Below are 14489 nucleotides of genomic sequence, written 5' to 3' on the forward strand. Positions count from 1 at the left end.
ATCGATTTCAATTGTTTGTAATCTTTAGATTTTTACTATGCAAGCTCCACATATTGACAATTTGATTGAATACTCCAAAAGGCATGCTGCAGTGACAAGTCTTAGACTTATAACTACCCTTCAGTCCTTGTTCCAGCTGATGGAAAGAGTACAAGTTCAAGGAGACGACTTGTACAGAGCTATTTGGATAACCGCTGAAAGAGGAGGTATTGAGGATTTTGGAGTGTACGAAGAGTATTTGGAAGTTGGCGAAGTTTCTAATGAAGAAGAGTTTCAAGACTTATGGGAAATGTATTATCCCGATGAATTCAAGTGGTACAAATTTTCGGTAGCCAATTATCAATATGGTTATTACTTCTATCTAGATTCGGAGTTAATTTTTCAGTTTGATAAAAATCAAGTGTCAAAAGATCATGCAGATGAGTACCAGTTTGAATTATGTAATTGGCTTTCCTCTGAAGTTCTACGTGTAATTGATGAATTATCAGCAAATGAAGCTGCGTTTAATCAGTATTTAGAAGTCAATTTACCCCACAAAAAGCGACTTGGAAGAATTCAGCGAAGGGATTTATGGTCTATTTTTCCTCAGGAAAAGATTTTTTTTGAGAATCATGTAAGTCCTGAAATGGTCGCAGTATTGCAGATTTTAAAAAGTGAAGATTATCAAAGTCAATTGAAGTACTTACCACATATTTGTGCGTTGGATTTTTTCAAAGTTTGTGAGCTGGGTTATGAGGCTAATGAATACTTTACTACATCCAAAAACAGCTTAAGTCCAAAGGAGAAATATATCGCTAAGGCTGATGGAAGGGATTGTGGATTGACCAAGATAGATGAAATATCTAGTGAGGAGTTTTCCAATTGGTATGATCATGAAAGTCAGTGTGGTGGACATCCGTGGGAGGTGTGCAGGGGAGGGAATGCTACCCATATCTCCTTGTACGTAAAGAGGCAAGAAAATGGTTGGTATTTTATATTAAGTGGTTGTAGCAGTGAGCGTGTGGTAGAAACGGTGAAATTTGCCCACGCGCTTTATACTCATCAAGTTCCATTCATTTTACACAATGCAGATGAGATTTATAAAATGATTTTAGGAATTGATTTTATTGGGATTGTACCTGAACATGTATTTCCCAAATATTGCCATGGTTTATTTTCTGATGGGAACAGATATATTGATTTCATGAATTTGGGTCATGAAGAGTCAGACTCTATTATCAAAAAAGCGTATTGGTTCCCCTTGGAAAAAGTTGAGATGTGCAGGTCTGAGCTTTAAGCTATCATTTCCAGTTGATAAACGGTTGATATCCTGATTATTTATTTTTAAACCTTTTTTCAAACGGCCTAAGATTGTTTGGTTATTTTTCGTATCTTCAAGAGTTATTGTTGAGTTTAGACTAAACTATGTATTTAAATTTTATAGCGGGGTTGGTGTTTCTTTTTTCATTAAACACAACGGAGGCTTATTTCCGGTCAAATACATCTCTTCCAATATTAGAAATCTCTGATCTTCCTGATTATCCTATTGGTTCGTACATACAGTTTTTGAAAGTACAGGAAGAGTTGGAGATTCATGAAATTATCCAAAAATTACAAGAGGGACAATTTCAAGCGTTAGAGAATACGCATGTGCTTAATAAGGGGTTTGGTTTGGAGTATTGGTGGGTAGCATTTCGGGTCAAGAATATACAACAAAAAGCCAATACAGTAATTTTTAGTCCTGCCGGGCCTAGTATTCGAAAAGGTGTTTTGTACAGCTTGGATGAGATGGAGAATATCTTAGCTTTTGACTTTGTGGGAATACAGACTCCCCCAAAAAACCGTGTTATTGAAAGTAGAATTAACTCCCTAGAGCTCCATTTTAATGCAGGTGAAGAAAAGCTATTTTTGTTTCTGATGGATACTAGAGGTTTAAGCACCTTTGTGCCATTTTATTTGGATGATGTAAAATCATACTGGGAATATGAAGTAGGAAGGAGTTTGGGCTTTGGTTTAGTGGGAGGGGTGCTATTAATGGCTATGGTCTTGGGTTTATTTTTATTGATTTATTTGAAAGAGAAGATTTATGGGTGTTTTACCCTTTTTGTGTTTGCCAGTCTTTTGTTGATATTAGAAGAGGATGGCTTTGCTTATTGGTTTATTTATGGGAATCTATTTCCATCATTAGCCGAAATATTGATTCCCCTGCTTTGTTTACTGATTACTTTATTCTTTATGGAGTTTGTACGGTTATTTTTTATTCAGCCAAAAAAAGAATCTTTACTTCCATCACTTGGGAAAGTATTAACTGTGGTGAGTATTCTTGTTGGCTCATTACTTTTTTTCAATTTGTTTGATCATTCCTACTTTAAACTGGAAATAATTTTCATTATTACAGCCTTTGTGATTGCTTTTTCTAATTTATCCGTTTCCATTTCTATTCTTGCATCTTATCTGAGAGAAAATAGAAGTTCAGTGTATTTTTTGTTGGTGGCTAGTTTGATTCTAGTGTTAGGACTTGTGAATTACCTACTCAACCATTTGGGTCTAACCACATTTAATTTATTTTATCCCAATGGGATAGTTTTCGGAACGCTTTTCATGGTGATTGTTTTGTCGCTTTCTGTGATTAATCGCTACTATTCTCTTAAAAATCAAAAAGAATTATTAGCAAAAGAGCTATTGCTCAAAGAACAGACAAAAATGGCTGAAATATTTGCAGCCTTGGAAAGTGAACGCAATCGAATTGGTAGAGATTTACACGATGATTTGGGTGCATTATTATCTATTACCAAGTTAAAAATGGATGAAATTAAATCCTCATTAAATGGCACCAAAAGTCAAGTGGCAGCAAGCTTTGATGAAGTTGATCGCTTATTGCAAGCAGCCTGTCAAGATGTACGCTTTATATCCCATGAGTTGATGCCACAGGATATCCAAGAAAAGCGCCTAGCTACCTTGGTTGCAGAAATAATAGATGCATTGCAAAATCAAGAGACTTTGAACATCCAATATGATATTGGTGAGTTGCCCTTGATTTCATCGGGATTGAAATTGCATGTTTTTCGAATTATCAAAGAGTTGATAAATAATATTATTCGTCATTCCAAAGCTACCCATGCAGATGTTAATCTGTTTTATGATCCAGAGGAAGAAGTACTTAATTTATTGATCTGGGATGATGGGGTAGGTTTTGATAAAGCCGTGGTACTTTCTTCAAATTCTGGTTTAGGCTTGATTAGTATCCAAAAACGAATAGTTCACCTCAACGGAGAAATCAGTATAGACTCAGGCGACAATGGAACCCAGATCTGTGTCAGTTTACCTTTAAAGATGAGCAGATGAATTACAGGATAATAATTATCGATGATCACGAGATATTTTCCAATGGTCTGCGTATGATTTTGGAAAATAGATTGCCTTTGAAAGTGGTTAAAAGTTTTTGTAAAGGAGGTGAAGCCTTGGACTATTTGGCGTTTGATGGAGCTTTAGATTTGGTTATTTTAGATTTAAATATGCCTGGGATGGATGGTTTTACTTTTTTACAAAAAATGCAGAGCATTAGGCCGCAGCAAAAAGTATTGGTGGTCAGCATGCATTATACCATCAGTCATATAGAAAAATGCAAGGAATTGGGGGCCTCAGGATTTGTTAAGAAAGATGAATCATTGGAAAAACTACTGAAAGTAGTAACACTTTTGATGCAAGGAAAACATTTTTTTGATGAACCAAGTGAAAACAGACAGGAAATAGATGTTTCAAAAGAGCTCAAATCGCAATACAAGTTATCTCCCACAGAAATAAAAATCATTGGTCATCTGTTGGATCAAAAGGAAAATAAGGAGATCGCAGACGCAATGAATTTAAGCTACCTCACTATCAAAACCCATAGAAAAAATATCTATAGAAAATTAGGGGTGCATAATATAGCCGGGATTGTGGCCATCTGGAAGGTTGTATCAGAGAGAGACAAGAATATATTTTAGTATAGAGTGCCACTAATGGGGTATTTCAACTAATTTTTTGAATTAAAATATACCCCATTTGGGGTATGGTAAAGCGTCAAAAAAATGGCCAAATTTGAGTGTTCGTAAACCCTTGTTTGACTTTGACACTTGCTAGCGTAAGAGTCGCCCGCGTTGTTTCAATTTTTAAAATTATGGTCAGCTTAACTTAGGTTTGTTTCGTTAGGCTGGCCAAGTGAACCTGTTCTGTTTTTACTTTTTAACCATCGATTTTTATAAGCTATTTCAAAAGGAGGTTTTTACCTCCTTTTGTTTTTGGATATAAATCGTTAAATTACAGGTAATTAACATAATTTGCTATGGAGAAGTTTTTTGATTCACACCTACATGCCACATTAAAACATCACTTTGCCAGTGAGACCAAAGAAGTCTCTGCTTGGGATACCTTGACAAATAAGGACTACTCCACCAATTTTTCTGGCTTCATGGGTAAGATGACCTTGTTTTTTTTAAAAAACTTTATTGAAGGAACGCTTCGCTCTCAATCTTCCTTAACCCAATTGGTGCAAAGCCATTATGACTTGTGTATGATGTCTTTGTATTCCCCTGACAAAGATTTACTAAAGGCATTGTACGAGCATCCAGACTTTCGGAAAATCATTGACAAGGTTTGGTTTGGGAAAATTTTATCAGGCGAGCGATTGGAATCTCTGATAGCTACTGATAATCATTTCAAGATTTTGCTAGAGGATTTAGACTTGCTTCAAGAGAAAAACTCTGCTGGAAAAGTTAACTTTCTATCCACTCAAGATAGTTTCGATGCATCTCCACAGACCCTGAACCTTGTATTTGCTGTGGAAGGATTACATTGTTTACGTTCGGATACTAATTTGACGGATTCCGCAAGTGTTTTAGCGGATGTACAAGCTTCTATACAAGTCATTCAATCTAAAGGTGCTAAAATAATCTCCAGTACGATTACGCACATTGATAATGAGAATCAGCTATTTGCAAATCAAGCCTATGCTATGGATGGGATGCGGGCGATGGGCTTGGATGATGTTCCTCTGCGGCCAACAGGAAATGGCTTCAGGCCCCTTGGAATACGTGCTATTCACCTTTTAGAACAGGAAAAAATTTGTACAGATATCAAGCATTTGAGTTTTCAGGCACGGAAAGATTTATACGCCCATAGAAAAAGTAATGCCATACATTCCCCCATTTTGTGTACTCATGCTGGATTGGCAGGGATTCCTTTTGAAGGTGCGCCAAACTCCTTTCAAAACCACATCATTGATGCTCAATTGGTAAAATCTCAGATTCATTCCAATAACACAAATACAAGTGTTCAACACGTCCAAGTAACCCTTGCTAAACCTATTGCATCTAAAAACGGGGTTTTTGGCACTGTTGGGTTTAATTGTGCAAGTATCAATCTGTATGATGAAGATGTAAAGGAGATTTACAATTCAAATGGCTTGTTAGGCATTTCTTTAGATGCGAGGATTTTAGGTTATGTTAGTCTTTTTGGGTTGCATAATCACAATCAACTATTGCCCTACGTAAAGTCATTTGCCCATCGTGGACATCAGTATACATTGATTACTGATACTGAATTCTTTTCAGAACAGGAGTTTGCACGCTTGGGATTGAGAGCTCAACGGGCTGATTCTTGGTTTGATAACTGTGTAAACTATCAAAATTTACATCCAATCATTGGAGGTAAAGGTACAGCAGGGCACTATACGCAGTTTTTACATTTTATGGCGACTATTCTTCATGCAGCTAGGCTTGCACAGGAATGGGAGGGTAGTGCTGGCGTTGAAAAAATGCTTATGCAAATACTTTGTATTGGGTCAGATTTTGATGGTTTGATAGATAGCATACGGTATGCTACTGATGCTACAAGAATAGATTTTTTGAAGAAAAGATTTGAAAAAGATTTTAAGAGTTCTGCCAAAAGATTTGGAATATCATTACCTAAATCCTTAACTTCGAAGTTGATTGCTGATCAAATATTCCATCACAATGGGAAAAACTTTGTGCTCAGCCGTCTTTCCTAAAAATGATTAAATCATTCGAATGAAGTTAGTTTGCTTTGTCTTTAGTTGTTGGATTTTCTCCATCCTGTTGAGTACTGATGTGAATGCTCAGCAATTTTTTGAAATTGATGCAGAGGTTAGAGATAACTCCATCGTTATTTCCAATACGGCCATTGATATGATGAACAAGGGAAATAATGAATCAGCGTTCCGTATTTTAGAAAAAGTTATAGATTCAGATCCCTCCTTCATTTTTGCCTACATGAACATCTATAAAGCAGGGAGTCAGTTGCCTGAAAAAACAGATGAGACGGTGGCCATTTTGCGAAAGGCTTTGACTATATTCGAAGAAAATGATGAATTGGCTTATTATTTAGGAAATATTCTTCAGAAAAATGGAAGACTACAAGAGGCTATCAAAGCTTATTCGGATGCCATTGCCTACAGCAAAATCAATGGGGAAGATTTCCCACTTGTATGGGCTTATTATTTTAATCGTGGGAATAGCTATTTAAAAGCTAATCAGCATGCAAAAGCAATTCCCGATTACGATTATGCGCTCAAATTAAATCCTAAAAATGCTGACGTTTTAACAAATCGGGGCTTTTGCCACTATAAGACCAATCAGCGAGGAAAAGCTTGTGCAGATTGGACTTTGGCGTCCTCATTAGGTAGAAAAGAAGCTGATAAGTATTTGAAAAGCTTTTGTAATTAAGGATGAAAGGCTTTTTTGCTATTTTTTTGGGAGATACGTGAAAATCAACCTACCTTTCCCGCTGTAATTACATGATTACTTTTACACGGTTGAATATTAAGAACCTATACTCATGGGGATGAATATCGTCATAGCGGGCGCAGGAGATATGGGCTATCACTTGGCCGAGCAGCTCAGCTTCGAAAACAAAGATATCACACTTATCGATTTAGATAAAGATGTCCTAGATAATGCCTCTGCGCACTTGGATGTATTGTCGGTATTAGGAGATACTACCTCATTGGAAATTTTGAAAAATGCCAATGTTCGGAATGCGAATATGTTTATGGCCGTGACTACCTCTGAAAAAACGAACATTATTGCAGCAACCTTAGCCAAACAATTAGGAGCCAAGCGGGTAATTGCCAGGGTAAGGAATCACGAATATTTGCAAGTAGAGCATGAGCAGTATTTTAAAAATCTGGGGATTGATAACCTAATTTCGCCCACTGTCTTATGTAGTGGTGAAATTTCCCGAATGATGAAAAACTCAACCTTTACGGATGTATTTGAATTTGAGGGAGGTAAGCTGAATGTGGTAGGTATAACTTTGGACCAATCCTGTAGCTTGGTTGGCAAGCGCATAGGGGATATGAAAAGTAATCCCATCTTTGAAGACGTTAAAATCATTGCAATTGTCAGAGATCAATTGACCATCATTCCAAGAGGAACTACCTACATCCGGAATAATGACCATGTTTTCTTCATTTCAAATAAAAAGGCAGTGTCTTCAATTATTGATTTGGTAGGGCAGCAAAAAGTAAACATCAGTAATGTGATGATTATTGGTGGTGAGGATATGGCTTACACAACCGCGCTCAAACTGGAAAAAGATTATCGAGTCACCTTGGTGCATAAAGAAAAAGAGCGCTGTAAATGGCTAGCTGAGCGCCTAGATGATACCTTGGTAATCCATGGAGATTACAAAAATATTGAATTGTTGATAGAGGAAGGGTTGGAAGAGATGGATGCATTCATATCCTTGACAGAATCATCTGAGACCAATATTATCACCTCCCTTTCTGCCAAAAATCATGGTGTTTATAAGACTATTGCGCATGTAGATACGCGAGAATATATTCATATTTCGCATAGTATAGGTGTAGATTCTCTGATCAATAAAAAAATTGTGGCAGCCAATGAAATTACACGATACTTGAGAAAAGGGAAAGTCGATGCATTAAGCGGAATTTACGGTGTAGATGCCGAAATCATTCAATTTGAAATCACCAAAGGTAATCGTGTGACCAAGCATGCGTTGAAAGATCTTCATTTTCCAGAGGCGGCCATAGTTGCCGGTGTTATTCGGGGAGAGTCCGTTTTTATTCCTGATGGCAATTTTCAGTTGAGTTTACATGATAAAGTGATTATTTTGACCCTTCCTGAGGCGAAGTATTCCTTAGAGAAATTGTTTAACTGACATGATCCATTATAAGGAAATAGCCAAAATCATGGGTGGGCTCCTGATGCTGCTGACAGGTTTGATGTTGCCGGGTATAGCTTTTGCCTTTTACTTTGATTCTGGAGATCAAAAGGCGCTTTCAATGGCGGCTTTAGCTTCTTTAACTTTTGGAGGAATTCTGTTTTTTTCATTCTCCAAGCAAGATCAGAATATCAGGAAACGTGAGGGCTATTTGATTGTATCCTTGAGTTGGTTGATTATGTCCATTTTTGGAATGCTCCCATATATCTTGATGGAAAATCCCATGAGTTGGTCAGACGCAGTATTTGAAACAGTATCTGGCTTGACTACTACCGGTGCTACTACCATGACCAATATAGAGATTATGCCTGAAGGTATCTTATTTTGGAGGTCTATGACTCAGTGGATAGGAGGCCTAGGTATAATAGTATTGACAGTAGCTATTTTCCCATTGTTAGGCATTGGCGGGATTGAGCTATTTGTGGCAGAATCACCAGGTCCCACCTCCGATAAGCTCCATCCTAGAATCCGTGAGACGGCCAAAAGACTTTGGTTGATTTATGTAGGCTTGACGGTTTTGGTAATAATTCTTTACTTTTTTCAAGGAATGACTTTTTTTGATGCCGTCAATCATGGGCTCACTACGATGGCTACAGGAGGTTTTTCTACCAAAAACGATTCAATGGCTTTTTATGATAATCCTATGATTCATTATACAGCGATTGTATTTATGTTTTTGTCGGGTACCAACTTTACGATTACCTATTTTGGGCTGAGTGGTAAATGGGAGCGTGTTTGGAAGTCAGATGAGTTTCGTGCTTACTTATTCACTTTGATAATATTAGGGGTTTTACTGGCTATTCCCATCTATGTATATGGTAACAATGACTCTATTGAACAATCCTTCCGTAATTCACTTTTCCAAGTAGTGTCCTTAATTACTACCACAGGTTATATCACAGATGATTATACGGTTTATCATCCGGGGGTTACATTGGTGTTTTTCATGATGCTTTTTCTTGGGGCATCTGCAGGATCGACGTCTGGGGGAATTAAATTCGTACGTCACCTTACCTTCTTTAAAAACTCATATTTAGAGTTTAAGAGAATTGTACATCCGAGAGCTGTTGTTCCGTTAAAAATAAATGGGGATAGGGTTACAGGGAAAATCATCACTCACATTATGACATTTCTTTTAATCTATTTGATGATTTTTGTTTTTGGGTCGATCGTAGTATCCATTATGGGATACGATTTAGTCACCTCATTTGGTGCTGTAGCTACATGTTTAGGTAACGTAGGTCCGGCTATTGGAATGGTTGGCCCAACGGATAATTTTGCTTTCTTTGACCCAGTTGCTAAAGTATTTCTATCGTTTTTAATGCTACTGGGACGCTTGGAGCTATTTACCATTTTAGTGTTATTTACTCCCTACTTTTGGAGGGCCAATTAAGATGTAGGAATGGTAAAAATGAATTTAGAGCCTTTTCCAGATTCACTTTCGACCCAAATTTTACCTTGATTGTGTTCAATTAACTCTTTTGAAATCATCAGACCTAATCCTGTACCACCTTCTTTATTGGTACCTAAGGTGGTATAAAAATCATTTTTGAACAACTTGTTTTTAGTCTCTTCGTCCATTCCTATACCTTTGTCTTCCACATAAATACAATAGTTGTTATCTTCCAACCATGCATTTACAAAAATCTGATTGCCTGAATTGGTGAATTTCATCGCATTATTCAAAAGATTCCGTAGTACAATCTCAATCATATTCTTATCGGCAAACAATTGCGTGCCAGCAGGAATGAGATTTATCAACTCTTGATTTTTAAAATAGCTTGAGGCTGTTATAAGCTCAAAGTTTTTTTGTACCATATCAGCTATATCAAAAGTTGATTTTTTACTTTGCATCCCTTGCATCTGATTTTTAGACCACAACAACAGATTTTCCAACAGCAACACATTATTCCCTAAATCCATGGAAAGTTTCGGGATATAGGTTTGAAATTCTTCTTGAGTTAAATATTTCGAATTGACCAAATCCAGCATGCCTTGAAGAGAATGTAAGGGACCTCTTAAATCATGCGCAAGTATGCTCAAAATTTTATCTTTGATTCGGTTGGTCTTAGAAAGTTCACTCGCTTGAACTTCCATTTTGATTTTTTGGACTTTGAGCTCTTGATTCAAATCTCTTTGGTAATTCAAGTATCTCCGATACACGATGACGAGAATAAAAAGGATGATTGATATAGCAAAAAGGAGGAAAAAAATATAATTCTGAAATTTTTCAGTTTGAAGGATTAATTCATTTTCTCTGTTAAGTTGCTCAATTTCACGTTTTTGTCGTTGAATAGTTAGTTTAGCGAGGTATTCTCTGGTTTTTTGGGAATTCAATTCCTTTTTCTCATCCTCCAGCATTTGCTCCAAAGCAATTTTTCTTTCAATGTCATTTTCAAGCCTTGCCACTTCTGTGGCAAATGTCAAAATATCAATGATTGATTCTCTGTTTGGCCGGATTTGATGGAGTTTTAAGGCTTCTTCTGTATATACTTTGAGGTTTGCGAAGTTTTTGTTTGAAAATTCAATTTCTACCAACTTTTCAAGGGCCTGCAAAGCCCTGAAAGGATCATTTTCCTTTCCATACTCGTATAAAGCAAGCACATCTTTGCGGGCGGCATTTAAGTCGCCCATGTCCATCAAAAGTTGGGCTTTATTGAATTTTGATACGATCAACTGTCTTTCGTTTCCTTTGGTACCTCTAATAGCAATAGCTTCATCGATAGCCTCCAAGGCTTGGGGATATTGTCCTAATGCACTTAGTACCAAACTTTTTCCTGTCAAATTATACGCGAGACCGCTCAAATCATCTTCATCCTTGAAATATACGCCAGCTTTCAAATAGTAATTGAGGGCTTCCTCGTAAAGTCCTTGGTAATAATAAATCTGACCAATGCTATTTAATGAATGTCCGACTTGTACCATGTCCTTGGCACGCTGACTGACTTCAAGCCCCTCTTCGTAATAGAAGAGTGCTTCGTCCTGGAGATTATTGTTGCGGTAGTAAACCCCAAGTCTGTTGAGGTTTTCTGCAAGTAAACTTTGATCATTAACCTCCTTGGCAAGTGCGATAGCCTGAAGATAATATGGCTGTGCAGAGTCTGAATAGTGGATTTCCCGAAGTAGGAGGGTTAGAGTTTTTAACTTTTCCTTTGGCCCCTCTAGTTGGATGAAAGTTTTATAAAGGCTATCTGAGGCAGCTGTATGATCTTGAGCAAATGTGGGTAATGCCAAACAAAAATTAGTAATTAAGGCAAAAAGCCAAATAAATAAAATATAATTAACCCGTAATATATGCATTGATGATGTTGTTCAAAATCAAAATTAAATAAAAACCGCTATTACCCAAAGGAAATAAGCGGCTCATTTTGATAAAGATATAGGCTTTATTTAATTGCCAGAAAACATCTCTTGCACTTCTCTTTCTTCCAATCCTTTGCTGAATCTCCTTAAATTATAAGTGAATGTGATCATGGCATAGCGTTGAAGTACATTGGATTGAAAATCTTCAATGTATGTCTCTGTGATTCTTCGACGAACATTGGCATTTTGACCAAGTAAATCGTATACCATCAAGCTGATTTCACCACGCTCATTTTTGAAAAGCTTTTTACCCAAACTCATGTTTATCAGCGTAAACGTAGCGTCAAATCCATCTGCTAAACCATTATTGATTTGATGGTTGACATCCATTCTATAAATGATTCCTTTCCAGATAATCCAATTAAAGTTTACTCGGAATCGTTGTTGAAAGAAGTTATTGCTCAATCTAGGATTTAAGGTATTGTTCACTTGATTGTAAGAAGAGCGGGACCAAATGTTAAAATCAACATTTTCACTGATATTACTACTGATATTGAAACCGCCTGAATATCGGTTTGAATTATTAAAACCTATTTCCTCATTGACTTGTCCAGGGCGTTGAGTGATACCTAACCCCGTATTTAAATTTAAATTGGACTTCATAAATCCTAAGGGAATACCATAACTAAGCCATGATCTAAACTCTCTGAATCCGTCCAGGTTTACTGGTCGATTGAGCTGTGCACCTTGCTGTAAAATGATGCCATCCCCGATGTCTATCGGTCCATCCGCAATAAATGTGCTATTTGAAATAAAATTATTGGTTACCCGAGACTGTGCAAATAAAAACCAATTTTGGTCTTTATCTGGATTGTTACTTCTAAATCGCAATCGGAATTGATTGGTAAATGCCTGATCCAAATTTGGATTCCCTGTGCGTAGCTGAAGTGGATTGTTGTTGTTGATCGCTGCCTGGAGCTGTCCTACATTTGGCTCATTGGTATAGGTGTCGTAATCCAATTGAACATTTGTGTTACGGGACAATTTGTATTCTAAGCGGACGGTAGGGAGGAAGTTTGTAAACACCCGATTGAGCACTTCTTCGTTGGGAAAGAACTGATTATTGTCCAGTCGGGCATCTTGATACTCTAACTCTGCTTGAATGCGTAGATTGTCTTTTTTGTATTGATAGCCCCACTCAAATTGATTTCGTAGAAAAGAACTTTCGAAAGTGTTACTTAAAGCTGTATCCAATGCTAATTGATCAGAAGGACCAAGGTCTGAGATGATATTAAACAGCAATTGGTCTGATCGATTGTTTCTATTTCCTATGGAGTACTCCCATTCCATCTGGCCAAATTCACCAACCGGTTCTGTGAATGCCAATCGTACATTCCAAGAATTCCCTCGACGATCCCTTGTGGTTAATTGGTTGAGGATTTCTTCATCGGTCCCTGATTCATTAAAAAAGGTATTTACCGCTTCTCGTGTGGATTCGTCCTTATTCCAATTGGTACTAAAATTCAAGCGAGTGGTAAAAGATCTTCCGGGTTTATCAAATTTATGGCTGTAATAAAAGCGATTGAAAAGGTCAAAATCTCCATATTCACCCAAACGGGCATTTTCTACAGTATTGATCAGATTGCCTCCCTGTGTAGTCTGTCCTTCAAATCCAGAGACTTCATTTTCAAATCTGGCAGAAAATCGCGGAATGTAAAGAATTCTGTTTTTTTCATCAATTTGGTATTCAAATCGAAGATTGGCTTGATGACGGTTATTGATTCTCACATCTCGGCTATTTTCCGCATAAAATTGATTTTCGTCTTCCGAAGTGATAAACTCACGTATCCGGCTTTCAATTCCTAGGTTTTCAGTCCGGGTAAACACATAGCTACCGGTGACTTTAATTTTTTCTCCCCAAGTATCTGTATAGTTTGCTCCAAATAGATTTGTAGTGATAATTCCCTCCTGCGGACTGGCATTTGTCTGTGCATTGGGGTCTGCTGAATAATTTAGGATGTTGACGTTATTACTCAAACCTGTAAAAGTCAGTCTTGTATCTTCATCAAAAATATTCACTGAGGCTCCTGCCAAGTAGCGATCATCCGTTCCAAAACCTGCTGTTCCTTTTCCAAATTGTCCCTTTCGCCGATCAGGTCTTGTAATGATATTGATCGTTTTTTGTCGTTCACCGTCGTCAAATCCACTCAGTTGCGCTTTTTCTGATAGCTGATCAAAAATTTCTATACTTTGGATCATTTCTGCTGGAATATTCTGCAAGGCAGCAGTAATATCGTTACCGAAAAAAGGCTTCCCATCTACCAAAATTTGAGCTATATTTTCTCCCTGTGCTTGCAATACCCCACCATCAGAACTCACACCTGGCAATTTTTCTAACAATGCTTGGGCAGAAGCATCTTTCATTGTTTTAAATGCATCGGCATTGAATAAGGTGGTGTCACCTTTTTGCACACCGGTGGAGCGACGGGCTTGCACTACAACTTCATTCAAATCTTGTGCTTCTTCTCTTACATAAATATTGCCAAGGTTGAGCGGTTCAGTCAATTCAATGACTTTGATGAGATCTTTGTACCCAATAAATTGTACACGTAATATATAACTGCCTCTTCTAATACTTGATAACTCAAAGGTCCCATCAATATCAGTGACTGTTCCACTAACTTGTGAGGAGTCTGAGGCTGAAAGAAGCAATACATTTACAAACGGCATTACATCGTTTGTACGCTCATCCTTTACTGTACCTTTGATTGGGAAGGACTGGGAAAAACCAGTTTGTAGTGAAAAAAAGAAGAAAATAAAAAGGGGAATCCAAAACTTCATTTCGTGACTTTAATTTTAACGAATTCAAAGTTACAGATACCGTAAAAGGGAAGCAGGTGATATCTGCTGAAAGGTGAATCTTAGTTCTAAGCAGTAATGATTGGTGTTGAAGTGAGTAGGTT

General features: G+C 37.3%; 9 protein-coding genes. 7 read left to right on the top strand and 2 right to left on the bottom strand.

The window, feature by feature from the left end; translation table 11 throughout:
- The first annotated feature begins 37 nt into the window (after positions 1 to 37).
- The 7 genes from ACXIUD_RS16190 (at position 38) to ACXIUD_RS16220 (ending at position 9616) form a co-directional block, all read left to right on the top strand.
- Entirely contained in the window at positions 38 to 1276 is a 1239-nt protein-coding gene (locus ACXIUD_RS16190) for a hypothetical protein (RefSeq protein ID WP_458053684.1), read from the top strand.
- 128 nt (positions 1277 to 1404) lie between these two features.
- Positions 1405 to 3324, top strand: a complete 1920-nt coding sequence (locus ACXIUD_RS16195) for a 7TM diverse intracellular signaling domain-containing protein (protein WP_458053685.1) — start codon at positions 1405 to 1407, stop codon at positions 3322 to 3324.
- Complete coding sequence (locus ACXIUD_RS16200) at positions 3321 to 3965, top strand: response regulator (protein WP_458053686.1); 645 nt, start codon at positions 3321 to 3323, stop codon at positions 3963 to 3965. The genes ACXIUD_RS16195 and ACXIUD_RS16200 overlap by 4 nt, the downstream gene beginning before the upstream one ends.
- Before the next feature lie 338 nt (positions 3966 to 4303).
- Positions 4304 to 6007, top strand: a complete 1704-nt coding sequence (locus ACXIUD_RS16205) for a hypothetical protein (protein ID WP_458053687.1) — start codon at positions 4304 to 4306, stop codon at positions 6005 to 6007.
- Positions 6008 to 6026: 19 nt separating this feature from the next.
- A complete protein-coding gene (locus tag ACXIUD_RS16210; RefSeq protein WP_458053688.1) occupies positions 6027 to 6701 on the top strand; it encodes a tetratricopeptide repeat protein in 675 nt (224 codons plus the stop codon).
- Between the two features lie 112 nt (positions 6702 to 6813).
- Positions 6814 to 8160: a Trk system potassium transporter TrkA gene (gene trkA, locus ACXIUD_RS16215; protein WP_458053689.1), complete on the top strand. Its 1347-nt coding sequence runs from the start codon at positions 6814 to 6816 to the stop codon at positions 8158 to 8160.
- Between the two features lies 1 nt (position 8161).
- Complete coding sequence (locus tag ACXIUD_RS16220) at positions 8162 to 9616, top strand: TrkH family potassium uptake protein (protein ID WP_458053690.1); 1455 nt, start codon at positions 8162 to 8164, stop codon at positions 9614 to 9616.
- On the opposite strand, the gene ACXIUD_RS16225 is transcribed toward ACXIUD_RS16220, so the two are convergent.
- Together ACXIUD_RS16225 and ACXIUD_RS16230 are read right to left on the bottom strand one after the other, a co-directional pair.
- Positions 9613 to 11457, bottom strand: coding sequence for a tetratricopeptide repeat-containing sensor histidine kinase (locus tag ACXIUD_RS16225; protein ID WP_458053691.1), 1845 nt, complete (start codon positions 11455 to 11457; stop codon positions 9613 to 9615). The genes ACXIUD_RS16220 and ACXIUD_RS16225 overlap by 4 nt on opposite strands.
- A 156-nt stretch (positions 11458 to 11613) precedes the next feature.
- Entirely contained in the window at positions 11614 to 14367 is a 2754-nt protein-coding gene (locus tag ACXIUD_RS16230; RefSeq protein ID WP_458053692.1) for an outer membrane beta-barrel protein, read from the bottom strand.
- Positions 14368 to 14489 lie beyond the last annotated feature (122 nt).

It is taken from the genome of Mongoliitalea sp. (assembly GCF_054166905.1).

What these genes read in the sequence shown, in the direction of transcription:
- ACXIUD_RS16190 (WP_458053684.1), top strand. Translation starts at nt 38, where the DNA reads ATGCAAGCTCCACATATTGACAATTTGATTGAATACTCCAAAAGGCAT.
- ACXIUD_RS16195 (WP_458053685.1), top strand. Translation starts at nt 1,405, where the DNA reads ATGTATTTAAATTTTATAGCGGGGTTGGTGTTTCTTTTTTCATTAAAC.
- ACXIUD_RS16200 (WP_458053686.1), top strand. Translation starts at nt 3,321, where the DNA reads ATGAATTACAGGATAATAATTATCGATGATCACGAGATATTTTCCAAT.
- ACXIUD_RS16205 (WP_458053687.1), top strand. Translation starts at nt 4,304, where the DNA reads ATGGAGAAGTTTTTTGATTCACACCTACATGCCACATTAAAACATCAC.
- ACXIUD_RS16210 (WP_458053688.1), top strand. Translation starts at nt 6,027, where the DNA reads ATGAAGTTAGTTTGCTTTGTCTTTAGTTGTTGGATTTTCTCCATCCTG.
- trkA (WP_458053689.1), top strand. Translation starts at nt 6,814, where the DNA reads ATGGGGATGAATATCGTCATAGCGGGCGCAGGAGATATGGGCTATCAC.
- ACXIUD_RS16220 (WP_458053690.1), top strand. Translation starts at nt 8,162, where the DNA reads ATGATCCATTATAAGGAAATAGCCAAAATCATGGGTGGGCTCCTGATG.
- ACXIUD_RS16230 (WP_458053692.1), bottom strand. Translation starts at nt 14,367, where the DNA reads ATGAAGTTTTGGATTCCCCTTTTTATTTTCTTCTTTTTTTCACTACAA.